The organism is Pantoea sp. GCM10028869 (assembly GCF_042666835.1).
Lineage (GTDB): Bacteria > Pseudomonadota > Gammaproteobacteria > Enterobacterales > Enterobacteriaceae > Pantoea > Pantoea leporis.
Window position 1 is genome coordinate 24,649 of record NZ_JBHTGO010000008.1, and the last position, 24,345, is coordinate 48,993.

Here is a 24,345-nt window from a genome sequence, read left to right on the forward strand (position 1 = left end):
TCGGGTTATTTGTTGAGCTGATGTGAAATTATAATCACAAAATATGCATAAAAAGTCACACGAAGGCAAACATAAGTTACGCGTTGAGGAAATTAGCCAGCAGCTGATGCCCTTGCTCACTGAGGATGCTTTCCGGATGGAACTGCACGCCTTCCAGCGGCAAGCTGCGATGGCGGAAGCCCATGATCTCATCCGGCTGGCCGTCGCGCAGGCTCCACGCGGTGACTTCAAACTCAGCGGGCAGCGTATCGCGCGCCACAATCAATGAGTGATAGCGGGTCACGGTAAGCGGATTATTCAGATCACGAAACACACCTTGGTTGGTGTGCTGAATCAGCGAGGTTTTGCCATGCATCACCTGCCGCGCGCGTACCACCTGCGCGCCATAGGCTTGCGCAATCGCCTGATGTCCAAGGCAAACGCCGAGGATCGGCAAGCGCCCGGCAAAATGGCGAATAGCCGCGAGCGAGATGCCAGATTGATCCGGCGTACATGGGCCCGGCGAAATCACCAGATGCGTCAGCGGCAGCGCTGCCATCTCATCCAGCGTAATGGCGTCGTTGCGCACCACACGCACATCCGCGCCCAGCTCGCAGAAGTATTGGTAGAGATTCCAGGTGAAGGAGTCGTAGTTATCGATTAGCAGCAGCATAGTAGGTCGTAGCAGTGTGTCATTGCGGGCAACTGGCGCAAGAAAGGTCGCAAAAAAGCCATGTTAACACCTTCAATCTTAATACCCGCTAGCTGACGAAAAAGATTCTGATTACTCTCGCACCCAGTGCTATATTTTGGAGAGTGACTATGTCAGCTACAACGCGAGTATTCAAAACCAAATGGTTCAGTAAGCAAGCCCGTCGGCATCTCATTGGCGATAAAGAACTTTGTCGGGCAATTACAGCAGTAAAACTGGGTTATGCCGATGATTTGGGTGGTGGCGTATTTAAAAAGCGTCTGCAGCAAAATCGCGATCGCGCCATCATTCTGGCCAAAGGGGGTAAAAACTGGATTTATACCTTTTTATTTGCCAAACAGGATCAGAGCAACCTGAGTGAAAGCGAACTTGAGGGCTTTCGTGAGCTGGCAAAACAATACTCGCTGATTTCGAATGAGGCTCTGAATCGGCTGCTCGCCGTTCGGGAGTTAGTGGAGATGTGTCATGACCATAACGCGTAAATTTAAAAGTCCGGCTTTTGCAGCCATTCACAGCGCGGCATCCGGATTGTTTGAAGTAGATGCCATCAGCAAACAGAGCATGCGTGATTTTGATGAACGTTGCCTGAGCGATGTCGCCGCGCTCGATGCGCAGGCGATTAAGAACTTGCGCGAGAATTTGAATGTTAGTCAGCCGGTTTTTGCCCGCTATCTCAACACCAGTGTGTCAACCGTGCAGAAATGGGAAACCGGGGCTAAACGCCCCGGCGGAATCTCTCTTAAGCTATTGTCCGTGGTGCAAAAACACGGGCTTGAAGTGTTACTGTAAAACCTTCGCCGGGCTCACCACTTTCGCAAACTGCGCGGTAAGCGGTGCCAGATCGCCGGCGACGCCCGCCGAGATCGCAGCGCGCCACGCATCACGTTCGAGTGTTTCCCACGAAAGCTGATACCCGGCATGCAGTGCCAACTGCTCGAAGAAGATGCGCTGCGCGCGGCCATTGCCGGCGCGGAACGGATGCAGCACGAAGATCTCACAATAGTAATGTGCGATACGCGCCACGAACGCTTCCTGCTCAAGGTCAGCCAGGCCGCGCTCTTCCTCCAGCGCCTGCATCAGCGTGTTGCCCTCTTTCTCGATGTATTCGCAATGACAATACGGCGTTTCATCGCGCCAGATATCAATGGTGCGCAATTCTCCCGCCCAGCTGTAGAGATCCTGAAACAGCGTGCGATGAATATGGCAAAGACGTGGCAAACCGATGCTGCGCTGGCCAAGTTCTAACGTCGCCAGGCGCGCGGTGCTGAAAGCCAGTTCCGCTTTGCGCAGCTGGGCTTCATCATGAATATCGAGGCGATTCTTCAACACATTGTCGTTGTGCCACAAATAGGGATCGCGTACCGCTAAGCTGTTATCCACCATATTGCCTCCTCAGCGACTCGAGTCGCTCCTCAGCATGTTCGGCATCGATAAGAGCTTCGCTATAGGTATATCCGGCCAGTCGACAGCTGGCCTGGTAGCTCGCAGCACGGCGCTGCTGCCACAAAGTGGCTTTCTGTTTCTCAGTGAGTTTGCTAGTCATAGCGCCTCCGGCAAGCAATGAGCCCTAAGTATAAGCAGCAATTTTTTGCTTTGCCGGAGAGCCAATGATGCGCCATGCGAAAATGGCGCGTTTCAGAATTAAGGCAGGACTTTGGCGGAGAGGATAACAATCGGTTTTGACGGCACATTTTGGTACGGTCCCACATCTTTGGTAGGGACCTGCGCAATCTTGTCGATCACATCCTGGCCTTTCACAACTTTACCAAATACCGCATAGCCGAAATCACGCTGACCGTGATCGAGGAACGCATTATCGGCTACGTTGAGGAAAAACTGGCTGGTGGCGCTGTCTTTATCTGCGGTACGCGCCATCGAAATGGTGCCGCGCAGATTACGCAAGCCGTTGTCGGCTTCGTTCTTGATCGGCGCTACCGTTTGCTTCTGCTGCATGTCGGTAGTGAAACCGCCGCCCTGAATCATAAAGCCAGGAATAACGCGGTGGAAAATGGTGTTGTTGTAGAAACCATTGTTGACGTAATCAACAAAGTTTTTCACCGAAACCGGGGCTTTCTGGTTGTTCAGTTCGAGTTCAATATTGCCCGCAGAGGTGGTGAGCAGCACATGAGGATCGCCTTTTGCGGCGAGCGCGGCAGACGATACGGAAGAGAGCGCTAACAGGGCAACCGCCGCTGTAAAAGTACGTTTAAGCATGAAAGATTCCTTACCATGGAGAGCTAGCTCAAAAACGAGATTGATTGTAAAGAGCATGTGATCCAAGAGCCAGCGTTTTACCGATATTTACGCGGATGTTGCTATTGTCATACTTTTGCCGTCACGCAATCATTTGCGTGATGAAAATCACACTCTCAATGAAATATTTCCGCCTTGTTACACTCGTTGTTTATTAAGATCACAGCAACACTTACAATTCATGACACTTTTGCCACCTTCGGCGCTTAACAGGTTCAGAACATGACAAACCGTAATCGCATTGGCCTTACCTGGATTAGCTATTTCTCCTATGCGCTCACCGGCGCACTGGTGATCGTTACCGGTATGGTGCTGGACAATATCGCGCAGTATTTCCAGCGCCCTATTTCAGAAATGAGCAACACCTTCACATTCCTCAATGCGGGCATTTTGGTGTCGGTGTTCCTGAACGCCTGGCTGATGGTGATTGTGCCGTTGAAGCGCCAGCTGATCTTTGGCTTTGTGCTGATGATCCTCGCCGTTGCCGGCCTGATGACCAGCCACGATCTCACTGTCTTCTCGCTGTGCATGTTCATCCTCGGCGTCGTCAGCGGCATCACGATGTCGATCGGTACCTTCCTGATCACCCATCTGTACGATGGCCGTCAGCGCGGCGCACGTCTGCTGTTTACCGATTCGTTCTTCAGCATGGCGGGCACCATCTTCCCGATCATCGCCGGAATCTTGCTGGCGCGCGCGTTGCCGTGGTATTGGGTTTACGCCTGCATCGGCATCATTTATGTCGCGATCTTTGTGCTGACGCTGTTCATTGAGTTCCCGGTGCTGAAAAGCGAAGCGGCTAAGCCAGGCGTTGAGAAAGAGAAATGGGGCATCGGCGTGCTGTTCCTGTCGATTGCGGCATTGTGCTACATCCTCGGCCAGCTTGGCTTCATCTCGTGGGTGCCGGAATACGCTACCAAATCGATGGGCATGGATATCGCCGCTGCCGGTCAGCTGGTGGGTAACTTCTGGACCGCGTACATGGTCGGCATGTGGGTGTTCAGCTTCGTGCTGCGCTTCTTCGATCTGCAGCGCATCCTGATGGTGCTGGCGGCGCTGGCAACCGGCTTGATGTACTGGTTCGTCACCTCCAAAGACGCCAGCATGCTGCACTGGATCATCATGACGCTGGGCTTCAGCTCCAGCGCGATTTACACCACCATCATCACGCTGGGATCGCTGCAAACCAAAGTCTCTTCACCGAAGCTGGTGAACTTCATCCTGACCTGCGGCACCGTCGGCACCATGTTGACCTTCGTAGTAACCGGCCCAATCGTGGCGCAAGGTGGCGCACATGCTGCGCTCTCAACGGCTAACGGTTTGTACGCCGTGGTGTTTGTGATGTGTGTTCTGCTCGGCTTTGTGACCAAACATCGCCAGCACGGTCACGTCACCCACTAAGTTTGACGGGCGGACCGCAGTCCGCCCTGCTCTTCAACGTTTGAAGGTTACCGCTTCTTTTCCCGCTAAATAGATCTCGCTGCTGGCGGGCTGCGTCGCAGCGACCAATACACCTTTACGCACTGAATAACGCACCGGCACCTGACGCCGCACCGCATCAAATCCACTCTCCGCCGGCAGAATAATCAGACTGGCATCATTACCTGCCTCAATACCGTAATTCGCCAGCTGCAGGGTTTTGGCGCTGTTGGCGGTAATCAGCTGCAATCCATTATCAATCTGCTCGTAACCCATCAGCTGACAGACATGCAATCCCATGTGCAGCACCTGCAGCATGCTGGCAGTGCCGAGCGGATACCAGGGATCGAACACATCATCGTGGCCAAAGCAGACGTTGATATTCGCTTCCAGCAACTCTTTCACCCGCGTGATGCCGCGACGTTTCGGATAGCTATCAAAGCGCCCTTGCAGATGGATATTCACCAGCGGATTGGCGACAAAGTTGATATTTGAGAGCTTAAGCAGACGGAACAGCCGCGACGTGTAGGCATTGTTGTAGGAGTGCATCGCCGTGGTGTGGCTGGCGGTGACGCGCTCGCCGTTGCCATCGCGGTGTGCCAGCGCCGCCACGGTTTCGACAAAGCGCGACTGCTCATCGTCGATCTCGTCGCAGTGCACATCCACCAGCCGATCGTAGCGATTAGCCAGCGCAAAGGTTTTATGCAGCGACTCCACGCCGTATTCGCGGGTGAATTCGTAGTGCGGAATCGCACCTACCACATCCGCGCCCATGCGTAGCGCCTCTTCCAGCAACGCTTCGCCGTTGGGATAAGAGAGAATGCCTTCCTGCGGAAACGCCACAATCTGGATGTCGATCCACGGCGCCATTTCCGCTTTCACCTCCAGCATCGCTGTTAACGCGGTCAGCGTGGGATCGGAGACATCGACGTGAGTCCGCACATGCTGAATCCCATTGGCGATTTGCCACTTCAGGGTTTGCTGCGCGCGCTGTTTCACATCGTCATGGCTCAGTAGCGCTTTGCGCTCCGCCCAGCGTTCGATGCCTTCAAACAGCGTGCCGGATTGGTTCCAGGCGGGTTCGCCAGCGGTTTGCGTGGTATCGAGGTGAATATGCGGCTCGATAAACGGCGCGCTCGCCAGTCCGCCCTCCGCATCCAGCGCGTCAGGCTGGGCTGCGGTTTGCGGCGGCTGTGGGCGAATTTGCGTAATCTTGCCGTTGGCGATTTCGATCTGCCACAAGCCTTGCTGGCCCGCTAAGCGCAGGTTGTTGATCCACTTCAGTGACGGGTCGGCCATGCCTTACTCCTGTAAAACACAAAACCTAAAGCTAGCATGAAAACCCCTGTCACCGCGGGCACATTCCGTAGCGGTGCAATTTATTGCGCGATGAATCGTGCCGCTACGGAATGTGCGGCGAAGAAATGATTAGGTAATTATCAACCAAATAAGCCACTTAACTAATTCGTTCAAAATCAGTTACATAACTCGAAATAGGTATATAAGGGTGCGCTTGATGTATATCAATAAGTTCCAAAAGCGCCGCGCTAAGGTAGGCGCAGATACCGCAATTTTTGAGGCAAGCATGAGCAAGCACAGTGTCGTTATTATTGGCAACGGCATGGTCGGCCACCGCTTTATAGAAGAACTTATCGATAAAGATGAATCTAATCAGTTTGCGATAACCGTTTTCTGTGAAGAACCTCGCGTCGCCTATGACCGCGTCCACCTTTCCGCCTATTTTTCCCATCACACCGCCGAAGAACTCTCACTGGTTCGCGAAGGGTATTACGAAAAGCATCAGGTAAAGCTGCTGCTCGGCGAACGCGCCATCACCATTAACCGCGATGAAAAACTGATTCACTCGAATAGCGGTCGCGCGGTGCATTACGACACGCTGATTTTCGCCACCGGCTCTTATCCGTGGATTCCACCGATTACCGGCGCGGAAGGCAGTGATTGCTATGTCTATCGCACCATTGAAGATCTCAACGCCATTGAAGCCTGTTCACGCCGCAGCAAACGCGGCGCGGTAATTGGCGGCGGCCTGTTGGGACTGGAAGCGGCAGGCGCGCTGAAAAACCTCGGCGTCGAAACCCACGTCATTGAGTTCGCGCCGGTGCTGATGGCGGAACAGCTCGATCCGCAAGGCGGCGAGCAGCTGCGTCGCAAGATCGAGCAGATGGGCGTGCGCGTTCACACCGGCAAAAACACCCAGCAGATCGTCCATCACGCGCAAGGCGGTAAAACGCTGGAGTTTGCTGACGGCAGCGCGCTGGATGTCGATTTCATCGTCTTCTCCACCGGCATTCGCCCGCAAGACAAGTTGGCCAAACAGTGCGGTCTGCAGCTGGGCGCGCGCGGCGGTATCGCCATTGACGATCATTGCCAGACCAGCGATGCGGATATCTTCGCCATTGGTGAGTGTGCCGCCTGGCAGAACCGTATTTATGGCTTAGTCGCGCCAGGCTACAAAATGGCGCAGGTCGCCAGCGATCGGCTGGTTGGCCGCGACAACGCGTTTGCCGGAGCAGATATGAGCGCCAAGCTGAAACTGCTGGGCGTTGATGTCGGTGGCATTGGTGATGCGCATGGCCGCACGCCGGGCGCGCGCAGCTTCGTGTGGCTTGATGAGCAGAAAAATATCTATAAGCGCCTGATCGTCAGCGAAGATAACCGCACGCTGCTGGGCGCGGTGCTGGTCGGTGACACCAGCGATTACGGCAATCTGCTGCAGCTGGCGCTGAATAACATCGCGCTACCGGAAAATCCGACGTTGCTGATCCTGCCTGCGGGCAGCGGCGAGAAGCCGGTAATGGGGGCTGATGCGCTGCCGGACAGCGCGCAAATCTGTTCCTGCTTCGACGTCAGCAAAGGCGATATCGTCAAAGCGGTGCAAGGCGGTTGCCACACCGTCGCAGCGCTGAAAACCGAAACCCGCGCCGGCACCGGCTGCGGCGGCTGTATTCCGTTGATTACTCAGGTGCTGAACGCTGAATTGAGCCGTCAGGGCATCGAAGTGAACAATCATTTGTGTGCGCACTTCCCCTATTCGCGTCAGGAGCTGTATCACCTGATTCGCGTGGAAGAGATCACATCGTTCGACGCGCTGCTGGCGAAATATGGTCAGGGCTACGGCTGCGAGGTGTGTAAACCGACGGTTGGTTCACTGCTGGCTTCCTGCTGGAACGAATATGTGCTGAAGCCACAGCTCGCACCGCTGCAGGACAGCAACGATCTGTTCCTCGGCAATATTCAGAAAGACGGTACTTACTCGGTGATCCCGCGCTCGGCCGGAGGCGAAATCACGCCGGAAGGATTGATGGCGATTGGCGCCGTGGCGCGCCAGTACAATCTCTACACCAAAATCACTGGCTCGCAGCGTATTGGCCTGTTTGGAGCGCAGCGCGATGATCTGCCGGCGATCTGGACGCAGCTGATTGATGCCGGTTTTGAAACCGGACAAGCGTATGCCAAAGCGCTGCGCATGGCGAAAACCTGCGTTGGCAGCATCTGGTGCCGCTTTGGCGTAGGCGATAGCCTCGGCTTCGGCATTGAGCTGGAGCATCGCTACAAAGGCATTCGTACCCCGCACAAGATGAAGTTTGGCGTCTCCGGCTGCACGCGCGAATGCGCCGAAGCGCAGGGCAAAGACGTGGGTATCATCGCCACCGAGAAGGGCTGGAACCTGTATGTGTGCGGCAATGGCGGCATGAAGCCACGTCACGCCGATTTGCTGGCTGCCGATCTTGATCGCGATACGCTGCTGCACTATCTCGACCGCTTCATGATGTTCTACATCCGCACCGGCGATCGCCTGCAGCGCACCTCGCTGTGGCTGGAAAGCATGGAAGGCGGCATTGACTATCTACGCAGCGTGATTATTGATGACAAACTCGGTCTGAATACGCAGCTGGAAACGGAGCTGGCGCGTCTGCGCGCGGCAGTGGAATGTGAATGGACCGCGACGCTGCAGGATCCGCAGCAGCAGCGTCACTTCCGCACTTTCATCAACAGCGATCGCCGCGATCCGCTGGTACAGCACATCAACCAACGCGATCAGCATCGTCCGGCGCAACCCGCCGAGCGCATTGCGGTCACTCTGATTGAGGAGATCGACGCATGAGCCAGTGGCATTCGGTGTGTGAACTCAGCCAAATTCTGCCTGCGACCGGCGTATGTGCGCTGATCAAAGGCCAGCAGATTGCCCTCTTCCGTCCGCACGACGATGAGCAACTCTACGCCTTGAGCAATATCGATCCTTTCGCCCAAGCCAGCGTGTTGTCACGCGGTCTGATTGCGGAGCACCAGCAGGCGCTGTGGGTGGCGAGTCCACTGAAGAAACAGCGCTTCCGCCTGAGCGATGGCTTGTGTCTGGAAGACGAAGCGTGCTCGGTGGCGAGCTATCCGGTGCGCGTTCGCGATGGCAAGGTCGAGATCTGCGCCTGACAGCATTCCTTCACTTTATGAGACGTCACTATGTTTACTGACACCCTGAATAAATGCGCCGCCAACGCGGCGCGCATTGTGCGTACGGCGCAGCACAGCCCGCTGGCCTTCTGGATCAGCTCGGCGATGGCGGGCGCTTACGTTGGCCTGGCGATTATCCTGATCTTCACGCTCGGCAATCTGGTCGATCCGGCTTATCGTCCGCTGCTGATGGGCGCGACTTTCGGTATCGCTTTAACGCTGGTGATCATCGCTGGTTCCGAGTTGTTCACCGGCCACACCATGTTCCTGACCATCGGCGTCAAAGCCGGCAGCATCAAGCAAGGCCAGATGTGGTGCGTGCTGCCGCAAACCTGGCTGGGTAATCTTGTCGGTTCAGTATTCGTCGCGCTGATTTATTACTATGCGGCGGGACCGCTGCTGCCAAATGCCGGATCGCTGCTGCACAGCGCGGCGCTGGCAAAAACCACGCAGCCAGCCATGGCGCTGTTCTTTAAAGGCGCGCTCTGTAACTGGCTGGTCTGTCTGGCGATTTGGATGGCGGTGCGTACCGAAGGCACGGCGAAGTTCATCGCCATCTGGTGGTGTTTGCTGGCGTTCATCGCTTCCGGCTACGAACACTCGATTGCCAACATGACGGTCTTTGCGCTGTCGTGGTTTGGTCAGCATAATGCCGACTTCACGCTAAGCGGCATCGGCCACAACCTGCTGTGGGTGACGCTGGGCAATATGTTCTCCGGCATGGTGCTGATGGGCCTCGGTTACTGGTACGCCACACCGCAGGCGCAGCGCCCGCAGGCCGAAGCGCAAGCCGCGCCGCTCAAAACCGCATAACACTTTTTCAGCCCGCCTTGCGCGGGCTTTTTTCAGGATGAGCTATGGACTACTTTCCGCTGTTTTGCCGCCTGCAAGGCAAGCGCTGTTTGCTGGTGGGCGGTGGCGATGTGGCAGAACGCAAAGCGCGTTTGCTGCTGGACGCCGGTGCCAATTTGCAGGTTGGCGCGCTGGATTTCTCTCCCGCTTTTCAGCAGTGGGCACAACAGGGAAAGTTGACCTTACTCCCCGGCGCGTTTGACGAGCGCTGGCTCGCGGATTGTTGGCTGGTGATTGCCGCCACCGATGATGATGCGGTGAATCAGCAGGTTGGCGATGCGGCTGAGCGGCGGCGCATCTTTTGCAATCTGGTGGATGCGCCGCAGGAAGCCAGCGCGATTATGCCGTCGATTGTTGATCGTTCGCCGCTGCTGATCGCCGTGTCGTCTGGCGGTCGCGCGCCGGTGCTGGCGCGTTTATTGCGTGAAAAACTTGAAGCGATGCTGCCACAACATCTCGGTGAGTTAGCGTCCTTAGCCGGATCGTTGCGCAATCGTGTGAAGCGTAGCTTTAACAGCATGGCGCAGCGGCGCGCTTTCTGGGAGCGCTTCTTCGTGAGCGATCGTCTGGCGCAAACTCTGGCGAATGGTGATCGACCACGCGCCGAGCACATCGTCGAGACCTTGTTCGATGCGCCGCTGTCGCAGCAAGGCGAAGTGGTGCTGGTAGGCGCCGGGCCGGGCGATGCGGGGCTGCTGACGTTGAAAGGTTTGCAGCACATCCAGCAGGCCGATGTTGTGGTGTATGACCGCCTGGTCTCGGCGCCGATTCTTAATCTGGTCCGCCGCGATGCGGAGCGCATCTTTGTCGGCAAACAAGCCGGCAATCACTGCGTACCGCAATCGCAGATCAACCAGGTTTTACTTGAGCAGGCGCAGAGCGGCAAGCGCGTGGTGCGACTAAAAGGTGGCGATCCCTTTATCTTCGGCCGCGGCGGTGAAGAGCTGGAACTGCTGGCGCAGCACAACATCCCGTTTAGCGTGGTGCCGGGCATCACCGCCGCCTCGGGCTGTTCTGCTTACAGCGGTATTCCGCTGACGCATCGCGACCACGCGCAGAGCGTGCGTTTCGTCACCGGCCATTTGCAGCAGCACGGCGAAATTGAGTGGCGCAAGCTGGCGGCTGAACAGCAAACGCTGGTGTTCTATATGGGGCTGGCGCAGGCGCCGGAAATTCAGCAGCAGCTGTTGCAACACGGCATGGATGCTGCCATGCCGGTGGCGATCGTGCAGAATGGCACCACGCCGCAGCAGCGCGTAGAGACCGCAACGCTGGCGGAACTGGCCACGCTGGCGCAGCAGTTTGCCAGTCCGGCTCTGATTATCGTTGGGCGCGTGGTGGAACTGCGTTCTCAGTTACGCTGGTTCTGAAACGGCAAAAAACTGTACAGCGCTGCGCTTTGTCGCCAGACTATGGGCCATCTTTCTCATCAATAAGGAGTTTCCATGCGCGTTGCTTCACGGGTTTGCGCGTTGTTATTGCCGTTAAGCGCGGTTGCTACCGCCGCACCGGTTACCTGGTCGAACGTGGTGGGTGAATGGCAGGTGGTGGCGGTAACGCCTAAGAAGGAAGTCGGTCAGCTGTATATCAAGAATGATCCACAGTTTATGGGCGCGCGCGTGGCGTTTAAGCCGAATGCGATCACCTGGACGCGCGGCACTGCTGAGCGCAGCATCAATCCTTCCGTCGATAACTGCAACGCTAAACCGCGCCTGAGCGCCGCCAATGGCGCGGGCCAGGATCGTGATTTCACCTTCCGTTACGGTTTCAATGTGAGCTGTGGCAATCAGGCGTGGGGACCTGCGCCGGGCGCGGTGATCAGCGTGCTGGCTGACGGTAACGCCCGCCTGTTCTGGGATGGCGCGGAACTGGCGTTACATCGCATCAAATAAAAAACGGCGGGTCAAATGACCCGCCGTTCTGTTCTATTCCGCAAACCGCTTACGGCTGTGCGACAAAACCTACCGCTTCATACACTTTCTTCAGCGTTTCCTGCGCATGAGCGCGGGCTTTTGCTGCGCCATCGCGCATCACCTGATTCAGCAACTCTTCATCGTTACGGAAACGATGATAGCGCTCCTGCAGCTCGGTCAACATGCCGGAAACCGCTTCAGCCACTTCACCTTTCAGATGGCCGTACATTTTGCCTTCGAACTCTTGCTCCAGCTGCGCAATGGTTTTACCGGTCACGCCCGCAAGAATATCCAGCAGGTTTGATACACCGGCTTTCTCTTTGACGTCGTAGCGCACCACTGGCGGCTCGGCGGAGTCGGTTACCGCACGTTTGATCTTCTTCACCACCGCTTTGGTGTCTTCCAGCAGACCAATCACGTTGTTACGGTTGTCGTCTGACTTGGACATTTTTTTGGTCGGCTCAAGCAGCGACATCACGCGTGCACCCGATTTCGGAATGAACGGTTCAGGCACTTTGAACACATCGCCGTACAGCGCATTGAAACGCTGGGCGATATCGCGGCTCAGCTCCAGATGCTGCTTCTGATCTTCGCCAACCGGCACCTGATTGGTTTGATACAGCAGGATATCGGCCGCCATCAGCACCGGATAATCAAACAGGCCTGCGGTGATGTTTTCCGAGTAGCGCGCGGATTTATCTTTGAACTGCGTCATGCGGCTCAGCTCGCCAAAATAGGCGTAGCAGTTCAGCACCCAGCTCAGCTGCGCATGCTCTGGCACGTGCGACTGAACAAAGATGGTGCTTTTTGCCGGGTCGATGCCGCAGGCAAGATAGAGCGCTAAGGTATCCAGCGTGGCTTTACGCAGCGCGGTTGGATCCTGACGTACGGTGATGGCGTGCAGATCGACGATGCAGTAAATGCAGTGAAAATCATCCTGCATCTGCACCCACTGACGCAGCGCACCCATATAGTTGCCAATGGTCAGTTCACCGGAAGGCTGGGCGCCGCTGAAAACGATGGGTTTGCTCATGTTATGTCCTGATAATCACAGCCCGATAGCGGGCAAAAGTTCGTCAAAAGAGTCGAGAGTTAAATCGGGTTGGCTGGTAGCAATCGGCTCGCCGTAGTTGTAGCCGAATGTCATACCGATGTTCGGTACGCCTGCCGCCTGGGCCGCGAGAATATCATTGCGAGAATCGCCGACAAACAGCAATTGTCCCGGAAGCACGCCAAAATGGCCAAGGACGAGGAAAATGGCCGCCGGATGGGGCTTTTTCACAATTACGTCGTCACCGCCGATAATCTGCGTGAAGTACTCAGCAATCCCGAGCGACTTCAGCAGCGGCGCCACAAATGGCGTTGGCTTGTTGGTGACGATCGCCAACGGCAGGCCTTTCGCCTGCAAGGCCGCCAGCGTCTCTACTACCTGCGGGAACAGCGTACTGCCCGCTTCTACCGTTTGCGCGTAATATTTGTCAAACAGCGCACGCGCATCGCGTTGCTCTTCGGCATGCGGCTCGCGTCCCAGCGCCCAGGTCAGCGCGCGGGTCATCATCACGTCAGCGCCGTTACCAATCCAGGTAGAAGCCAATGCCAAACCCGGCGGCGGCAGCTGCAGATCGCTCAGCGCATGATCGATGGCTTGTGCCAGGCCCGGCGCGCTATCGACCAGCGTACCGTCGAGGTCAAACGCCAGCGCGCGGATATCAGTGAAATGAGCCATTAACTTTCTCCAGTTCGCCACGCATCTCATCGATCACTTTTTTGTAATCCGGATGACCGAAGATCGCGGAACCGGCAACAAACATATCGGCACCGGCGGCAGCAATCTGGCCGATGTTATCGATTTTCACGCCGCCATCCACTTCCAGACGAATGTTGTAGCCACTCTCATCAATCAGGCGACGCGCCTGACGCAGTTTGTCGAGCGTACCGGGAATGAAGGATTGACCGCCAAAGCCTGGGTTCACCGACATCAGCAGAATGATGTCCAGCTTATCCATTACATAATCGAGGTAGTGGAGCGGCGTCGCAGGGTTGAACACCAGACCCGCTTTGCAACCATGCTCTTTGATCAGCTGCAGCGTGCGATCAACATGCTCGCTGGCTTCCGGGTGGAAAGTGATGAAGGTGGCGCCCGCTTTAGCGAATTCCGGGATCAATGCATCCACAGGTTTAACCATCAGATGCACATCAATAGGTGCAGTGATGCCGTAATCGCGCAGCGCTTTAAGCACCATCGGCCCCATCGTCAGATTGGGAACGTAGTGGTTATCCATCACATCGAAATGGACCACATCACCACCTGCCGCCAGCGCTTTGGCCGTGTCTTCACCCAAACGCGCGAAGTCAGCAGCCAGAATTGATGGGGCCAGTAAAAATTGTTTCATCCGATTCTCCCAATTTTGTGCGCCAGCCTGAGCTGGCGTAATGCCTTGGTCGCGGACGAAACAGGCTAGCGGAAAAGCGCTAGCAGTTCGTCGACTTGCGTGCGACCACTTATGCTTCGGCTGATGGAACGCCGGGCTTTGACTATGTGTAAATCCGCATTCTGATACCACTCACGCGTGAGTACCGTATCGTGGTTTGAAATCAGTACCGGGATGCGATTTTGCTGCGAAAGCTTATTGGCTAACTCAGCCAGATGCTGCTGCTCGCGCAGACTAAAACTGTTGGTGTGGTAAGCGGTAAAATTCGCTGTCGCCGAAAGCGGGGCATACGGCGGATCGCAATAAACCACTGAGCCTTCAACGGCGTTGTTCAGAGTAACATCGTACGATTCACAGACAAAGGTCGCTTTTTGCGCCCGTTCGGCAAACCAGAGCAGCTCCGCTTCCGGGAAGTACGGCTTGCGATACCGGCCAAAAGGCACGTTAAACTCACCGCGCAAATTGTAGCGGCACAGACCGTTATAACCGTGTCGATTGAGATACAGAAACAGCACCGCGCGCTGATATTCATCTTTGCTCGCATTAAAGGCGATGCGCTGCGCGTAGTAGGTTTCTGCCGTGTTGCCTTCAGCGTTGAAAAGCTGGCGCGCGTCTTCAATGAAAGCCGCGGTACGCGTTTTGACGATGTTATACAGATTGATGAGATCACCGTTGATGTCCGCCAGGTGATAGCGGTCATAGTCGGTGTTGAGGAACACGGAACCGGCGCCGACAAAGGGTTCGATTAGACAATCACCTTGTGGCAAATGACGACGGATGTCATCGAGGAGCGGGTATTTCCCTCCGGCCCATTTCAGGAAAGCGCGATTTTTTTTCATGCTGTCGTGGTTATTACATCTTAATTATTGGCTGTGGTGGAACCGACAGCAGCTCTGCGCTTTAAACGGGGCCGCATTTTTGCGGCCCCACATCTCATTACTGGCTTTCTTTCTTCACCTGGCTAAGCGGTTTTACCCACGGATTGGCCGCACGCACTTCCGCTGGCAGCGATGCCACGGCGCGTTTCGCATCGGCTGGCGTGGCGTAAGCGCCGCTCACCAACACATACCAAGGTTCGCCGTTACGCGTGGTTTTATACACGTGATAACCGCTCAGGTTCTGTTTTCTCGCCCAGGCGTTCAGGCTCTCTTCTTTCGACGCACCGCTCAACTGCAGCGTATAGTTTCCGCCCGACGGCAACGATTTGCTGGCACCGCTCGCACTGGCAGGCGCGGGATTACGCGTCGCGGTGGTGCGGGTGTTGTTCTCTTTCACAGCTGCTGGTTTAGTGGCGGTCGGTGTTTTATGCGGCGTCGACGCGTGCGTCTCGCGTGTACCGTTGTTGCTGGTGCGCGCGGGGGTTTCTGAACGCATGGCTGGCGGCGTGATCGCTTTACCGTTGCCGCTGACTGTGGCCGGCGCGGTTGGCAGCGAGCTATTACCCTGCGCGCCTTGTGCTGCGGCATCGACAGAACCTTGCTGATTGTTCAGTGCACTATTGAGATCGCCCGGCAGCGTGACACGTTGTTGATTAGCTGGCGTATCCACAGGCGCAGCTTGCGTCGGCGTCGAGGAGACTGATGGCATCGAGATGGCTTGACCATCGCTGCCCGCTGGTGCAGTTGTGCCCGCGGTGTTTTGCGCTACGCTGCCTTCAGCAGAAGGCGTGGCGTTTTGCTGGCCGCTCATGGACGTCGATCCCGAAAGGTCGATGTTCTTTTCGCTGCCACCGGCAGAAGGTGCCGCGCCATTATTTGCAGTATTGGTTGCGGGTTTCTTCTCATCTGGGCCGGTTAATGCTGAACCAATCCCCAGCACCACCAACAGCAGAACCAAAATACCAATGCCCATCATCATATGTTGACGGGAAACCGGTACTTTCACTTTCGGCGCAGAAGACGATTTGCGTGGCCGCGTCGGACGGCGGTCACTGGCGTCAGGTTTTAACTCGTCTTCCGGTTTGAACTCATCCATTTAGCCTCCTCCGTAAAACGACGCGCTTCCCACACGCCGCATCACCACTCATCACTTCTAATAATCAGGGTTTCTGGCAATCGTTGATTGCTGCCAGCACCATATCATGAGCCACACCGCCACGCACTTCAGAGCGGCCAATAGCGAGAGGCAGCACCAGACGCAGCTCGCCCGCCAGCACTTTCTTATCGCGCATCATGTGTGGCAAATAATCTTCCGCCGCCATGCTCGCCGGGCCATGTACAGGCAAACCAGCACGCAACAGCAGCGCGATAATGCGATTGGTTTCAACCGAGGTGAACTGCCCTAAACGTTCAGCGGTACGTGCGGCCATCACCATGCCAGCCGACACCGCTTCGCCGTGCAGCCAGTTGCCGTAGCCCATGTGCGCTTCAATCGCATGACCAAAAGTATGGCCCAGATTGAGCAGTGCACGTACGCCGGTTTCGCGCTCATCAGCCGCAACCACTTCGGCTTTAAGCTCGCAGCAGCGACGGATGCAGTAAGCCAAGGCTTTTTCATCCAGCGCCAGCAGAGCATCAAGATTTTGCTCTAGCCACTGGAAGAATTCGCCATCAAGGATAATGCCGTATTTGATCACTTCCGCCAGACCGGACGCTAATTCGCGCGGTGGCAGAGTGGCCAGGCAATGAGTATCCACTACGACAGACGCGGGCTGATAAAACGCCCCAATCATATTTTTGCCGAGTGGATGGTTTACCGCGGTTTTTCCACCGACGGAGGAGTCAACCTGAGACAACAACGTGGTCGGCACCTGAATAAAGCGCACGCCACGCTGATAGCTGGCTGCAGCAAATCCGGTTAAGTCACCAATCACGCCACCACCGAGTGCAATCAACGTGGTATCACGACCGTGCGGCTTTTTCAGCAGCGCGGTGAACACCTCGTCCATGACCGCCAGGGTTTTGTACTGCTCACCATCAGGCAAAATGACCTGATCTACCTTAATGCCGGCATTGCTGAGCAGCGCTGACAGGGGTTCAAGATAGATCGGCGCCAGGGTCTGGTTTGTCACCAGCATGGCATTGTCGCCTGCTTTGAGCGGCCAAAAAGAAGCCGGATCGTTAAACAGTCCGGCAGCGATGGTGATGGGGTAACTGCGATCCCCGAGTGAGACAGTGATCTTCTCCATGATGACCGATACCTATTGCTGAGCCCTCAGGGCGCTGGATTAGTTCTTTTCCAGCATGTTGATGATCTGATTGGCCACCACTTTTGCACTCTGATCGTCAGTGCGAATAGTGACATCAGCGATCTCTTCATAAAGCGGATTACGTTCACCAGCTAGCGCTTCCAGTACTTCGCGCGGCGGTGATTCAACCTGCAACAGCGGACGCTTTTTATCACGCTGGGTTCGTGCAAGTTGCTTTTCGATGGTGGTTTCAAGGTATACGACCACACCGCGGGCGGAGAGACGATTACGGGTCTCGCGGGATTTGACTGAGCCGCCACCGGTCGCGAGGACAATGCCTTGCTTCTCGGTCAGCTCATTAATGATCTTTTCTTCACGATCGCGGAAGCCTTCTTCGCCTTCCACATCAAATACCCAGCCTACATCCGCTCCGGTGCGTCGCTCAATTTCCTGATCGGAATCGAAAAATTCCATATTGAGTTGCTGAGCCAACTGACGACCAATAGTGCTTTTGCCGGCACCCATCGGCCCAACCAGAAAGATATTGCGTTTCTCTGCCATTTTATCGGTATTACTAAGAATTCGTTGATGATACCCCGCGTTCAGCATAGCTGGCGGGACAGGAACTGAGACCTCATGAGCGTTAACAAGAGTCAGACGGAAAATTATCTCAACACTCATGGCCGTTTGGCAACCGAATAAATTGCCCCCGGCGACCTCTTAACAGGACCGGTCTGTGGTTCGCGAGACGGTAACGCACCTCCGCTGATCCGCTATATTTCGTGCTACAGGCACGCTGGCCGGGGTCATCCACTGTCATCGCTTACCGATGTAAGCACAGTGCATTCACTCATTTAACGTCTTACTGGAGCTCGAATTATTTTGGCGATATTTCTTTTGACGTCAGTATCGCTTGTGACCAACGTCATTCGGAAGGTTATTCTGCCGCGTTCCGTTACACCGTTTTGAAAATCGCTAAACCTTGTAAGCTAATTCCAGCCCTGCGTCAACGCAGTTGGCCTCACAGAACGAATTTTCCGCTTTATCCGGCAGTAAGCGCTGCTTCCCTGACCAGTCTGGGAGTAATAAAGATCACCAGCTCCTTTTTCTTCTGCTCATCAGTTTGCTGACGGAACAAATTCCCTAATAAAGGCATATCGCCCAGCCAGGGCACGCGTTTTTCGCTCTGCGTGCGCTGCTGCTGGAAAATGCCGCCCAGCGCTAAGGTTTCGCCATCGCGCAGCGTCACCTGAGTCTCAATCTCCTGCTTATCAATACTCAGCACCTGGTTGTCGCCAATGTTTACACTGCGCCCTGGCAAGTTCTGGCTCAGCCGCAGTTTGAGCTGGATGCGGCCATTTCCCAGCACCACCGGCGTCACTTCCATGCCTAAAACCGCTTCCTTAAATTCAATGGCGGTGGCACCGCTGTTGCCCGATTTCACCTCATAAGGGATTTCCGTGCCCTGTTTGATGCTGGCGGTTTGCTGATGCGAGGTAAACAAGCGCGGACTGGCGATGATTTCGATTTGGTTCTCCTGCTCCAGCGCACTCAGTTCCAGGTTGAGCAGTTCGCCGCTGACCTGGCCCAGCGTCACGCCCGCGCGAAACGCCGGATTACTCACCGCAAGAGGAATCTCGAGCAGCGGGTTGCGCAACGCCTGCGTTACCACTTCTGCCGGTGACGTGCCCCAGTTAACACCTAACTCGCGCAGATGCTCTTCATTGATGGTGACGATATGTGCCGCGAGCTCAACCTGCTCGAGCGGCAAATCCAGCGCTTTTAACCAGCGCTCGGTGTCACGCAATGCCTCAGCCGTATCGCGCAGCAGTAAACTGTTGGTGCGGCTATCGACCGTGACGCTACCGCGCGGCGTCATCAACGAGCGTTCGGCTTGCAGGCTGCGGTAAATATCGCTGGCGCTGGCGTAATGAAGCGTCACGGTTTGTTGTTCCAGCGGCGTTTGCTGCTTCTCCTCCTCACGCTCCACCTTTTCCTGTTGCGCCTGCTGCTGCTGCCAGCTTTCCGGATAGACCAGCAAAACGCCCTCTTCCTGCACCACGGTGAGTTTTGCCAGCTGCGTCACCAGCGCGAGCGCGCGATCCCAGCCGACATTGTCTAAGCGCAGCGACAGCCGACCTTCAACGCCCGGCGCAATCAACAGGTTGGTCTGCTGATAATCTGCCAGCGCCTGCAAAATGCGTTCAACCGGCGCATCATCAAACGTCAGACTTAATCGGTCGTCGTTAGCGCGCAGCGGCATGCTCAGACACAGCAGCATCAGTAACGTCATCCATTTCATAAAAACCTCCTTTTATTACCCATGTGATTTGCTGTGGCGTGCAGCTTTGTACTGCGCTCAACACCAGCATGCGCGACGTAAGCTGCACGACTTGCCAGGGCGGCTGGGGAAAAGGCGCTTGATTATCCACCCGATGGCTTTTGCCTTGAGGTGACACCAGCCACGCCACGTAGTGCGGCGCCGTGCCAATAATGCCCTGCAAGCGCCAGCCTTCTGGCGCAGCAATCTGCGTCTGACACAGCGTTGCTGCCAGCGGCTGGAAAGGATCGCGCGCCAGCGCCAGCGAGCTGCAGAGTAACAACAGCAAGGCGCTACTCCGCATCGTCACTCTCCAGCCACAGTTGCGTGTTCAATACGCCTTGCTCGGCTTGCAGCTGAAAGCGTTGTGGCACCGGTAATCGGGTGCTGGCTAGTTCACTAAACAGCGGCAGAAATTGCGGCCAGGCAAGCCTTAATTGCAGCTGCTGCGGCTGGCTATCCGGATGCCAGGCTTCCAGCTGATTGCCGCGCGCTGCCACGATTCGCTCCAGCGTTTGCTGAGTGCCGGTATCCTTCGTGGGTTGCTGCAGCAGGCTAATCTCGCTCTGCAACACATCAATAGCCGGAAGTGAAGCCAGCTGTTGCAACCGCTGTTGCTGCTGTTGACGCATCTGTTCCAGCTGCCGCGCTTGCGCTTCACGCATCTGCTGCTGCGGACGAAGCAGCACGATCCACGTCAGCGCAAACAGCCCCAGCGATAACGTCAAAAGTCCCAGCATGCGCAGCGGCAGCGTGAGCATCAGCCAGCGCTGCAGGAGTTCATTCATCGGCTACCTCCTGCACGCGCGCATGCAAAGCAAAACGATAGTCGCCGCCCGCTTCGCGCTTCACACCGCCCTGCTTTACGCTGCTGAACAGCGGCTGAGTCATGAGCTGATGACGAAAATCACTGACAGCCGCCATGCTCTGCGCCCGCCCTTCCAACACCAGTTGCCCTTGCCGACGTTCGAGGCGATTGAGCCACAAGGTGTCTGGCATTAACTCCGGCAGTTGCTGCCAAAAATGCTGCCAGCGCTGATGCTGATCTTGCCGTTGCAGCTGTGCCTGCTGCGCCTGAAGAAGTGATTCACGCAGCTTCAACAGCGATTGCTGCTGTTCCAGCTGTTGCTGCAGTAAGCTGAGGAGAGAGGTGATATCCATCAGCGCGTCCGTTTGTTGCTGCCGTGCAATGACGCCGCGCCACCACAGTAATGAGAGGATCAGCAAGGTGCAGACCAGCGTAAGCGACAGCAGCGAGAGGCTCTGCTGGCGCCGCCGCTGCGATTGCTGGATGCGCCAGGGAAGCAGGTTGACCGCCAGCATCAGACATCCTCCGGGCGCAGCGCCAGCCCAAGCGCGATGGCAAAAATACCTTCCTGTGCAGGCAACGGTGGTTGCAGATAGTGCAGCAGCGAAAACGGCTTGCAGCGTTTAACCTGCTCCTCAGGCAAAACCTGAGTTGAGGTGCAGAATACGCTTTCCATCTGCGGGAAGGTTTCGCGCAGCTGCGCGAGGGTGAGAGGTTCAGTGGCCGCACCTGAAGTGGTGCTTTCCCCCACCAGCGTCCATAGCCAATGATCGCTAAGCGGATGAATCAATAAGTGGTTGTGGCGTAACGGCAGGCGCATGGCGATCTGCGTCAGCGCCAGGCTACTCAGCTCAAACACGTCCGGTCGCAGACCTGCCTGTTTGAGCGGCGTCAGCCATTGCGTAATCACCTCGCGCCGTGCCGCGGTAACGTAAAGCGGTGCATCCTTGCCCGGTGAGCGATAATCCAGCGACAGCGAAGCGGGTTCGACGGGAAACAGACGCTGCGCAGAAGCCGCCACATAGCGCCCCAGCGCGGGTTCACGCAGCGAGGTTTCCGGCAGCGGCAAAGTGCGTTGCAATACCAACTGCGGCGGCAGGCCAACGCGCAGTGAATAGCGCTTCGGCAGATGGCGCTGCCAGCGCCCTAACATATCCAGTAACGCAGGCGTGGTTTGCAGCACGCCGTTTCTTAACGTATCTTGCGGCAGCGTTTGTTGCCACCAGTGTCGCAACTGCCAACCATGACGTCGGCGTTCGATGCCAAGGGCACACAGTTGTCCGTTTTGGATATCCAGTCCAATTTGCCAGCGCTGAAAAGCCATACGCGCGATCTCCTTATCATTAAAAGGTCAGAGTGCTGATACCCCGGCAACTTCAAGCCTGACAGGTATATGAATGCGTCAGGCTTGTCTTTATACTACCGCGCGGTTGCTTATAAACTGCTCAAACGACAACAGATGGGAATTCTCAGGTGAAGTTCGTAAAGTATTTATTGATCCTTGCAGTGTGTTGCATTTTGCTGGGAGCCGGCACGGTTTATGGTTTGTACAAATACATAGAGCCGCAGCTGCCTGATGTGAACACATTGAAAGATGTGCGCCTGCAAACTCCTATGCAGGTTTACAGCGCGGATGGCGATCTAATCGCCCAGTACGGCGAGAAGCGCCGTGTCCCGCTGACCCTACAACAGATGCCGCCTGAGTTAATCAAAGCGTTTATTGCCACCGAAGATAGCCGTTTCTACGAGCATCACGGTGTCGATCCGGTGGGGATTTTCCGTGCAGCCAGCATTGCGCTGATGTCCGGTCACGCCTCGCAGGGTGCCAGTACCATTACTCAACAGCTGGCGCGTAACTTCTTCCTCAGCCCGGAACGCACCTTGATGCGTAAGATTAAGGAAGCGTTCCTCGCGATCCGTATCGAACAGCTGCTAAGCAAAGATGAAATCCTTGAGCTCTATCTCAACAAGATTTATCTCGGCTATCGCGCGTACGGCGTGGGTGCGGCGGCGCAGGTCTACTTTGGTAAACCTATTGATCAACTGTCGCTGAGTGAAATGGCGATGATTGCTGGGTTGCCAAAAGCACCTTCGACGTTCAACCCGCTCTATTCTCATACGCGTGCGCTGGCGCGTCGTAATGTGGTGCTGGCGCGTATGCTGGATCAAAACTACATCACGCAGCAGCAATATAACGAAGCGCGTAACTCGCCGCTGACGGCCAGCTATCACGGCCCGGAAATCGCCTTCTCTGCACCTTACTTAAGTGAAATGGTGCGTCAGGAGATGGTGAAGCGTTATGGCGATAAAGCCTATGAAGATGGTTACAAGGTTTACACCACCGTCACCCGCCATCTGCAGGAAGCCGCGCAGCAGGCGGTGCGTAATAATGTGATGGCGTATGACATGCGCCACGGCTATCGCGGTCCAACCAATGTGCTGTGGAAAGTGGGCGAAGCGAGCTGGGATCAAACCCGCATCCAGAATGCGCTGAAAAATCTGCCAACTTACGGACCGCTGAATGCTGCGGTGATCACCAGCGCCAGCGCCGATCACGCCACGGCGATGCTGAAAGATGGCAGCAGCGTTACGCTGAATATGGCCGGCGTACGCTGGGCACGCGCTTACAAATCTGACACGCTGCAAGGCCCAACGCCGCGCAGCGTGACGCAGGTGCTGCAAACCGGCCAGCAGATTTGGGTGCGTAAAGTGAATGACGACTGGTGGCTCGGCCAGGTTCCGGCGGTGAACTCGGCGCTGGTGTCACTCAATCCAGAAGATGGTGCGGTTCGCGCGCTGGTCGGCGGTTTCGACTTCAATCAGAGCATGTTCAACCGCGCAACCCAGGCGCTGCGTCAGGTGGGTTCCAACATCAAACCCTTCCTGTATACCGCAGCGATGGATCGCGGTTTAACGCTGGCATCGATTCTCAACGACGTGCCGATTTCGCGCTGGGATGCCGGTGCGGGTGCTGACTGGCGTCCGAAGAACTCACCGCCAACGTATGCAGGTCCAATCCGTTTGCGTCAGGGGTTAGGCGAGTCGAAAAACGTGGTGATGGTACGTGCGATGCGTGCGATGGGCGTTGATTACGCGGCGGAATATCTGCAGCGTTTCGGCTTCCCGGCGCAGAACATCGTGCATACCGAATCGTTAGCCTTAGGCGCGGCGTCCTTTACCCCAATGCAGGTGGTACGCGGCTACGCGGTGATGGCGAACGGCGGCTTCCTGGTTGATCCGTACTTCATCGCGAAGATTGAGAATGAACAAGGCGGCGTGATCTTCGAAGAGAAACCGAAGATTGCCTGTCCGCAGTGCAACCTGCCGGTGATCTATGGCGACACCAAAAAGTCGGTCGCGTTGAATGAAGAGAGCGTCGAGAATGTCGCGACCTCCGATCAATCGCAGAACCAAACCGTGCCGCAACCGGAGCTGGAGCAAGTGCCTGCACAGCCGGGTGGCGAGCAGCAGTATGCTCCGCACGTGATCAACACGCCGCTGTCATTCCTGATCAAGAGCGCGCTGAACACCAACATCTTCGGCGAGCCGGGCTGGATGGGAACGGGCTGGCGTGCCGGTCGTGATCTGAAGCGTAACGATATCGGCGGCAAAACCGGTACCACCAATAGCTCGAAAGATGCGTGGTTCTCTGGTTATGGTCCGGGCGTGGTAACGTCGGTGTGGATTGGTTTCGATGATTCACGCGCGTTGGGTCGCTCCACCATGTCAGGTGCGATACCGGATCAAATCTCCGGTTACGAAGGCGGCGCGAAGAGTGCACAGCCAGCGTGGGATGACTATATGAAATCCGCGCTGGAAGGCGTGCCGGTACAGCCGCTAACACCGCCAGATGGCGTGGTTACCGTTAACATCGATCGCGGCACCGGCAAGTTGGCTAACGGCGGTAACTCGCGTCAGGAGTACTTCATCAACGGCACCCAGCCAACCGAGTATTCGGTGCATGATGTCGGCACCACCCTCATGGACAACGGCGAAAGCCACGAACTGTTCTGATCAAAAAAGCCGGCAAATGCGCCGGCTTTCTTTTTTTAATGATGAT

At 56.1% G+C, this 24,345-nt stretch carries 26 protein-coding genes; 9 read left to right on the plus strand and 17 right to left on the minus strand.

Going from position 1 to position 24,345, the window contains the following annotated elements; translation table 11 throughout:
- Positions 1-76: 76 nt before the first annotated feature.
- Positions 77-652 (minus strand): aminodeoxychorismate synthase component II, encoded by a 576-nt coding sequence (locus ACFQW4_RS18970; RefSeq protein ID WP_137386648.1) that lies wholly within the window; start codon positions 650-652, stop codon positions 77-79.
- A 149-nt stretch (positions 653-801) separates the two neighbouring features.
- Here ACFQW4_RS18970 and ACFQW4_RS18975 point away from each other — a divergent pair, with 149 nt between their 5' ends.
- A complete protein-coding gene (locus ACFQW4_RS18975) occupies positions 802-1,173 on the plus strand; it encodes a type II toxin-antitoxin system RelE/ParE family toxin (protein WP_192236992.1) in 372 nt (123 codons plus the stop codon).
- Complete coding sequence (locus tag ACFQW4_RS18980) at positions 1,157-1,480, plus strand: DNA-binding transcriptional regulator (protein WP_192236991.1); 324 nt, start codon at positions 1,157-1,159, stop codon at positions 1,478-1,480. Before ACFQW4_RS18975 ends, ACFQW4_RS18980 begins: the two co-directional genes overlap by 17 nt.
- Here the strand turns inward: ACFQW4_RS18980 and ACFQW4_RS18985 are convergent.
- The 3 genes from ACFQW4_RS18985 to ppiA form a co-directional block, all read right to left on the minus strand.
- Complete coding sequence (locus ACFQW4_RS18985) at positions 1,472-2,074, minus strand: putative adenosine monophosphate-protein transferase Fic (RefSeq protein WP_192236990.1); 603 nt, start codon at positions 2,072-2,074, stop codon at positions 1,472-1,474. The genes ACFQW4_RS18980 and ACFQW4_RS18985 overlap by 9 nt on opposite strands.
- Complete coding sequence (locus ACFQW4_RS18990; RefSeq protein ID WP_101762654.1) at positions 2,064-2,234, minus strand: YhfG family protein; 171 nt, start codon at positions 2,232-2,234, stop codon at positions 2,064-2,066. Before ACFQW4_RS18990 ends, ACFQW4_RS18985 begins: the two co-directional genes overlap by 11 nt.
- A gap of 98 nt (positions 2,235-2,332) precedes the next feature.
- Positions 2,333-2,905, minus strand: a complete 573-nt coding sequence (ppiA, locus tag ACFQW4_RS18995) for a peptidylprolyl isomerase A (RefSeq protein ID WP_101762655.1) — start codon at positions 2,903-2,905, stop codon at positions 2,333-2,335.
- Positions 2,906-3,166: 261 nt separating this feature from the next.
- Here ppiA and tsgA point away from each other — a divergent pair, with 261 nt between their 5' ends.
- Positions 3,167-4,345, plus strand: coding sequence for an MFS transporter TsgA (gene tsgA, locus ACFQW4_RS19000; protein WP_008101801.1), 1,179 nt, complete (start codon positions 3,167-3,169; stop codon positions 4,343-4,345).
- 33 nt (positions 4,346-4,378) lie between these two features.
- On the opposite strand, the gene ACFQW4_RS19005 is transcribed toward tsgA, so the two are convergent.
- Positions 4,379-5,662 (minus strand): cytosine deaminase, encoded by a 1,284-nt coding sequence (locus ACFQW4_RS19005; RefSeq protein WP_377726659.1) that lies wholly within the window; start codon positions 5,660-5,662, stop codon positions 4,379-4,381.
- A 286-nt stretch (positions 5,663-5,948) separates the two neighbouring features.
- On the opposite strand from ACFQW4_RS19005, the gene nirB reads away from it, so the two are divergent.
- The 5 genes from nirB to ACFQW4_RS19030 all read left to right on the plus strand — a co-directional run bounded on the left by nirB (position 5,949) and on the right by ACFQW4_RS19030 (position 11,577).
- Positions 5,949-8,489, plus strand: a complete 2,541-nt coding sequence (gene nirB, locus ACFQW4_RS19010) for a nitrite reductase large subunit NirB (RefSeq protein WP_377726662.1) — start codon at positions 5,949-5,951, stop codon at positions 8,487-8,489.
- Positions 8,486-8,812, plus strand: a complete 327-nt coding sequence (nirD, locus tag ACFQW4_RS19015; RefSeq protein ID WP_110867613.1) for a nitrite reductase small subunit NirD — start codon at positions 8,486-8,488, stop codon at positions 8,810-8,812. Before nirB ends, nirD begins: the two co-directional genes overlap by 4 nt.
- A gap of 30 nt (positions 8,813-8,842) precedes the next feature.
- On the plus strand, positions 8,843-9,646 hold the full coding sequence (nirC, locus tag ACFQW4_RS19020; RefSeq protein ID WP_192236986.1) for a nitrite transporter NirC: 804 nt from the start codon (positions 8,843-8,845) through the stop codon (positions 9,644-9,646).
- Positions 9,647-9,690: 44 nt separating this feature from the next.
- Positions 9,691-11,055, plus strand: a complete 1,365-nt coding sequence (cysG, locus tag ACFQW4_RS19025) for a siroheme synthase CysG (RefSeq protein ID WP_377726667.1) — start codon at positions 9,691-9,693, stop codon at positions 11,053-11,055.
- Between the two features lie 75 nt (positions 11,056-11,130).
- Positions 11,131-11,577 (plus strand): hypothetical protein, encoded by a 447-nt coding sequence (locus tag ACFQW4_RS19030; RefSeq protein WP_217549920.1) that lies wholly within the window; start codon positions 11,131-11,133, stop codon positions 11,575-11,577.
- Between the two features lie 49 nt (positions 11,578-11,626).
- Here the strand turns inward: ACFQW4_RS19030 and trpS are convergent, their stop codons facing one another.
- The 12 genes from trpS to pilM form a co-directional block, all read right to left on the minus strand.
- Positions 11,627-12,631 (minus strand): tryptophan--tRNA ligase, encoded by a 1,005-nt coding sequence (trpS, locus tag ACFQW4_RS19035; protein ID WP_101762662.1) that lies wholly within the window; start codon positions 12,629-12,631, stop codon positions 11,627-11,629.
- Between the two features lie 15 nt (positions 12,632-12,646).
- Positions 12,647-13,324: a phosphoglycolate phosphatase gene (locus tag ACFQW4_RS19040; protein WP_101762663.1), complete on the minus strand. Its 678-nt coding sequence runs from the start codon at positions 13,322-13,324 to the stop codon at positions 12,647-12,649.
- Positions 13,308-13,991 (minus strand): ribulose-phosphate 3-epimerase, encoded by a 684-nt coding sequence (rpe, locus tag ACFQW4_RS19045; RefSeq protein ID WP_101762664.1) that lies wholly within the window; start codon positions 13,989-13,991, stop codon positions 13,308-13,310. The genes ACFQW4_RS19040 and rpe overlap by 17 nt, the downstream gene beginning before the upstream one ends.
- 65 nt (positions 13,992-14,056) lie before the next feature.
- Positions 14,057-14,869, minus strand: coding sequence for an adenine-specific DNA-methyltransferase (gene dam, locus ACFQW4_RS19050; RefSeq protein ID WP_101762665.1), 813 nt, complete (start codon positions 14,867-14,869; stop codon positions 14,057-14,059).
- 97 nt (positions 14,870-14,966) lie between these two features.
- Entirely contained in the window at positions 14,967-16,004 is a 1,038-nt protein-coding gene (locus tag ACFQW4_RS19055) for an SPOR domain-containing protein (RefSeq protein WP_137386657.1), read from the minus strand.
- Positions 16,005-16,068: 64 nt separating this feature from the next.
- The gene (gene aroB / locus ACFQW4_RS19060) at positions 16,069-17,157 is read right to left on the minus strand and encodes a 3-dehydroquinate synthase (RefSeq protein ID WP_377726674.1); all 1,089 of its coding nucleotides are present in this window, start codon (positions 17,155-17,157) and stop codon (positions 16,069-16,071) included.
- 39 nt (positions 17,158-17,196) lie between these two features.
- Entirely contained in the window at positions 17,197-17,718 is a 522-nt protein-coding gene (gene aroK, locus ACFQW4_RS19065; RefSeq protein WP_008107887.1) for a shikimate kinase AroK, read from the minus strand.
- A gap of 481 nt (positions 17,719-18,199) precedes the next feature.
- Positions 18,200-19,459, minus strand: a complete 1,260-nt coding sequence (hofQ, locus tag ACFQW4_RS19070; RefSeq protein ID WP_101762668.1) for a DNA uptake porin HofQ — start codon at positions 19,457-19,459, stop codon at positions 18,200-18,202.
- Positions 19,404-19,781 carry a HofP DNA utilization family protein gene (locus ACFQW4_RS19075; RefSeq protein ID WP_350261220.1) on the minus strand — a complete coding sequence of 126 codons (378 nt, stop codon included), beginning with the start codon at positions 19,779-19,781 and terminating at the stop codon, positions 19,404-19,406. Before ACFQW4_RS19075 ends, hofQ begins: the two co-directional genes overlap by 56 nt.
- On the minus strand, positions 19,771-20,265 hold the full coding sequence (locus ACFQW4_RS19080; protein WP_101762670.1) for a hypothetical protein: 495 nt from the start codon (positions 20,263-20,265) through the stop codon (positions 19,771-19,773). Before ACFQW4_RS19080 ends, ACFQW4_RS19075 begins: the two co-directional genes overlap by 11 nt.
- Positions 20,258-20,800 carry a PilN domain-containing protein gene (locus ACFQW4_RS19085; protein WP_377726678.1) on the minus strand — a complete coding sequence of 181 codons (543 nt, stop codon included), beginning with the start codon at positions 20,798-20,800 and terminating at the stop codon, positions 20,258-20,260. The genes ACFQW4_RS19080 and ACFQW4_RS19085 overlap by 8 nt, the downstream gene beginning before the upstream one ends.
- Positions 20,800-21,609: a pilus assembly protein PilM gene (gene pilM, locus ACFQW4_RS19090; RefSeq protein ID WP_280172163.1), complete on the minus strand. Its 810-nt coding sequence runs from the start codon at positions 21,607-21,609 to the stop codon at positions 20,800-20,802. The genes ACFQW4_RS19085 and pilM overlap by 1 nt, the downstream gene beginning before the upstream one ends.
- 149 nt (positions 21,610-21,758) lie before the next feature.
- On the opposite strand from pilM, the gene mrcA reads away from it, so the two are divergent.
- Positions 21,759-24,299 carry a peptidoglycan glycosyltransferase/peptidoglycan DD-transpeptidase MrcA gene (gene mrcA, locus ACFQW4_RS19095; protein WP_110867624.1) on the plus strand — a complete coding sequence of 847 codons (2,541 nt, stop codon included), beginning with the start codon at positions 21,759-21,761 and terminating at the stop codon, positions 24,297-24,299.
- Positions 24,300-24,345 lie beyond the last annotated feature (46 nt).

Bases quoted from the DNA above. Each gene is read 5' to 3' on its own strand.
- ACFQW4_RS18975 (WP_192236992.1), top strand. From the start codon at position 802: ATGTCAGCTACAACGCGAGTATTCAAAACCAAATGGTTCAGTAAGCAA.
- aroK (WP_008107887.1), bottom strand. From the start codon at position 17,718: ATGGCAGAGAAACGCAATATCTTTCTGGTTGGGCCGATGGGTGCCGGC.
- ACFQW4_RS18980 (WP_192236991.1), top strand. From the start codon at position 1,157: ATGACCATAACGCGTAAATTTAAAAGTCCGGCTTTTGCAGCCATTCAC.
- pilM (WP_280172163.1), bottom strand. From the start codon at position 21,609: ATGGCTTTTCAGCGCTGGCAAATTGGACTGGATATCCAAAACGGACAA.
- ACFQW4_RS19085 (WP_377726678.1), bottom strand. From the start codon at position 20,800: ATGCTGGCGGTCAACCTGCTTCCCTGGCGCATCCAGCAATCGCAGCGG.
- ACFQW4_RS19075 (WP_350261220.1), bottom strand. From the start codon at position 19,781: ATGCGGAGTAGCGCCTTGCTGTTGTTACTCTGCAGCTCGCTGGCGCTG.
- dam (WP_101762665.1), bottom strand. From the start codon at position 14,869: ATGAAAAAAAATCGCGCTTTCCTGAAATGGGCCGGAGGGAAATACCCG.
- aroB (WP_377726674.1), bottom strand. From the start codon at position 17,157: ATGGAGAAGATCACTGTCTCACTCGGGGATCGCAGTTACCCCATCACC.
- cysG (WP_377726667.1), top strand. From the start codon at position 9,691: ATGGACTACTTTCCGCTGTTTTGCCGCCTGCAAGGCAAGCGCTGTTTG.
- ACFQW4_RS18985 (WP_192236990.1), bottom strand. From the start codon at position 2,074: ATGGTGGATAACAGCTTAGCGGTACGCGATCCCTATTTGTGGCACAAC.
- ACFQW4_RS18990 (WP_101762654.1), bottom strand. From the start codon at position 2,234: ATGACTAGCAAACTCACTGAGAAACAGAAAGCCACTTTGTGGCAGCAG.
- hofQ (WP_101762668.1), bottom strand. From the start codon at position 19,459: ATGAAATGGATGACGTTACTGATGCTGCTGTGTCTGAGCATGCCGCTG.
- ppiA (WP_101762655.1), bottom strand. From the start codon at position 2,905: ATGCTTAAACGTACTTTTACAGCGGCGGTTGCCCTGTTAGCGCTCTCT.
- tsgA (WP_008101801.1), top strand. From the start codon at position 3,167: ATGACAAACCGTAATCGCATTGGCCTTACCTGGATTAGCTATTTCTCC.
- ACFQW4_RS19080 (WP_101762670.1), bottom strand. From the start codon at position 20,265: ATGAATGAACTCCTGCAGCGCTGGCTGATGCTCACGCTGCCGCTGCGC.
- ACFQW4_RS19055 (WP_137386657.1), bottom strand. From the start codon at position 16,004: ATGGATGAGTTCAAACCGGAAGACGAGTTAAAACCTGACGCCAGTGAC.
- nirC (WP_192236986.1), top strand. From the start codon at position 8,843: ATGTTTACTGACACCCTGAATAAATGCGCCGCCAACGCGGCGCGCATT.
- nirD (WP_110867613.1), top strand. From the start codon at position 8,486: ATGAGCCAGTGGCATTCGGTGTGTGAACTCAGCCAAATTCTGCCTGCG.
- nirB (WP_377726662.1), top strand. From the start codon at position 5,949: ATGAGCAAGCACAGTGTCGTTATTATTGGCAACGGCATGGTCGGCCAC.
- trpS (WP_101762662.1), bottom strand. From the start codon at position 12,631: ATGAGCAAACCCATCGTTTTCAGCGGCGCCCAGCCTTCCGGTGAACTG.
- ACFQW4_RS19005 (WP_377726659.1), bottom strand. From the start codon at position 5,662: ATGGCCGACCCGTCACTGAAGTGGATCAACAACCTGCGCTTAGCGGGC.
- rpe (WP_101762664.1), bottom strand. From the start codon at position 13,991: ATGAAACAATTTTTACTGGCCCCATCAATTCTGGCTGCTGACTTCGCG.
- ACFQW4_RS19030 (WP_217549920.1), top strand. From the start codon at position 11,131: ATGCGCGTTGCTTCACGGGTTTGCGCGTTGTTATTGCCGTTAAGCGCG.
- ACFQW4_RS19040 (WP_101762663.1), bottom strand. From the start codon at position 13,324: ATGGCTCATTTCACTGATATCCGCGCGCTGGCGTTTGACCTCGACGGT.
- ACFQW4_RS18970 (WP_137386648.1), bottom strand. From the start codon at position 652: ATGCTGCTGCTAATCGATAACTACGACTCCTTCACCTGGAATCTCTAC.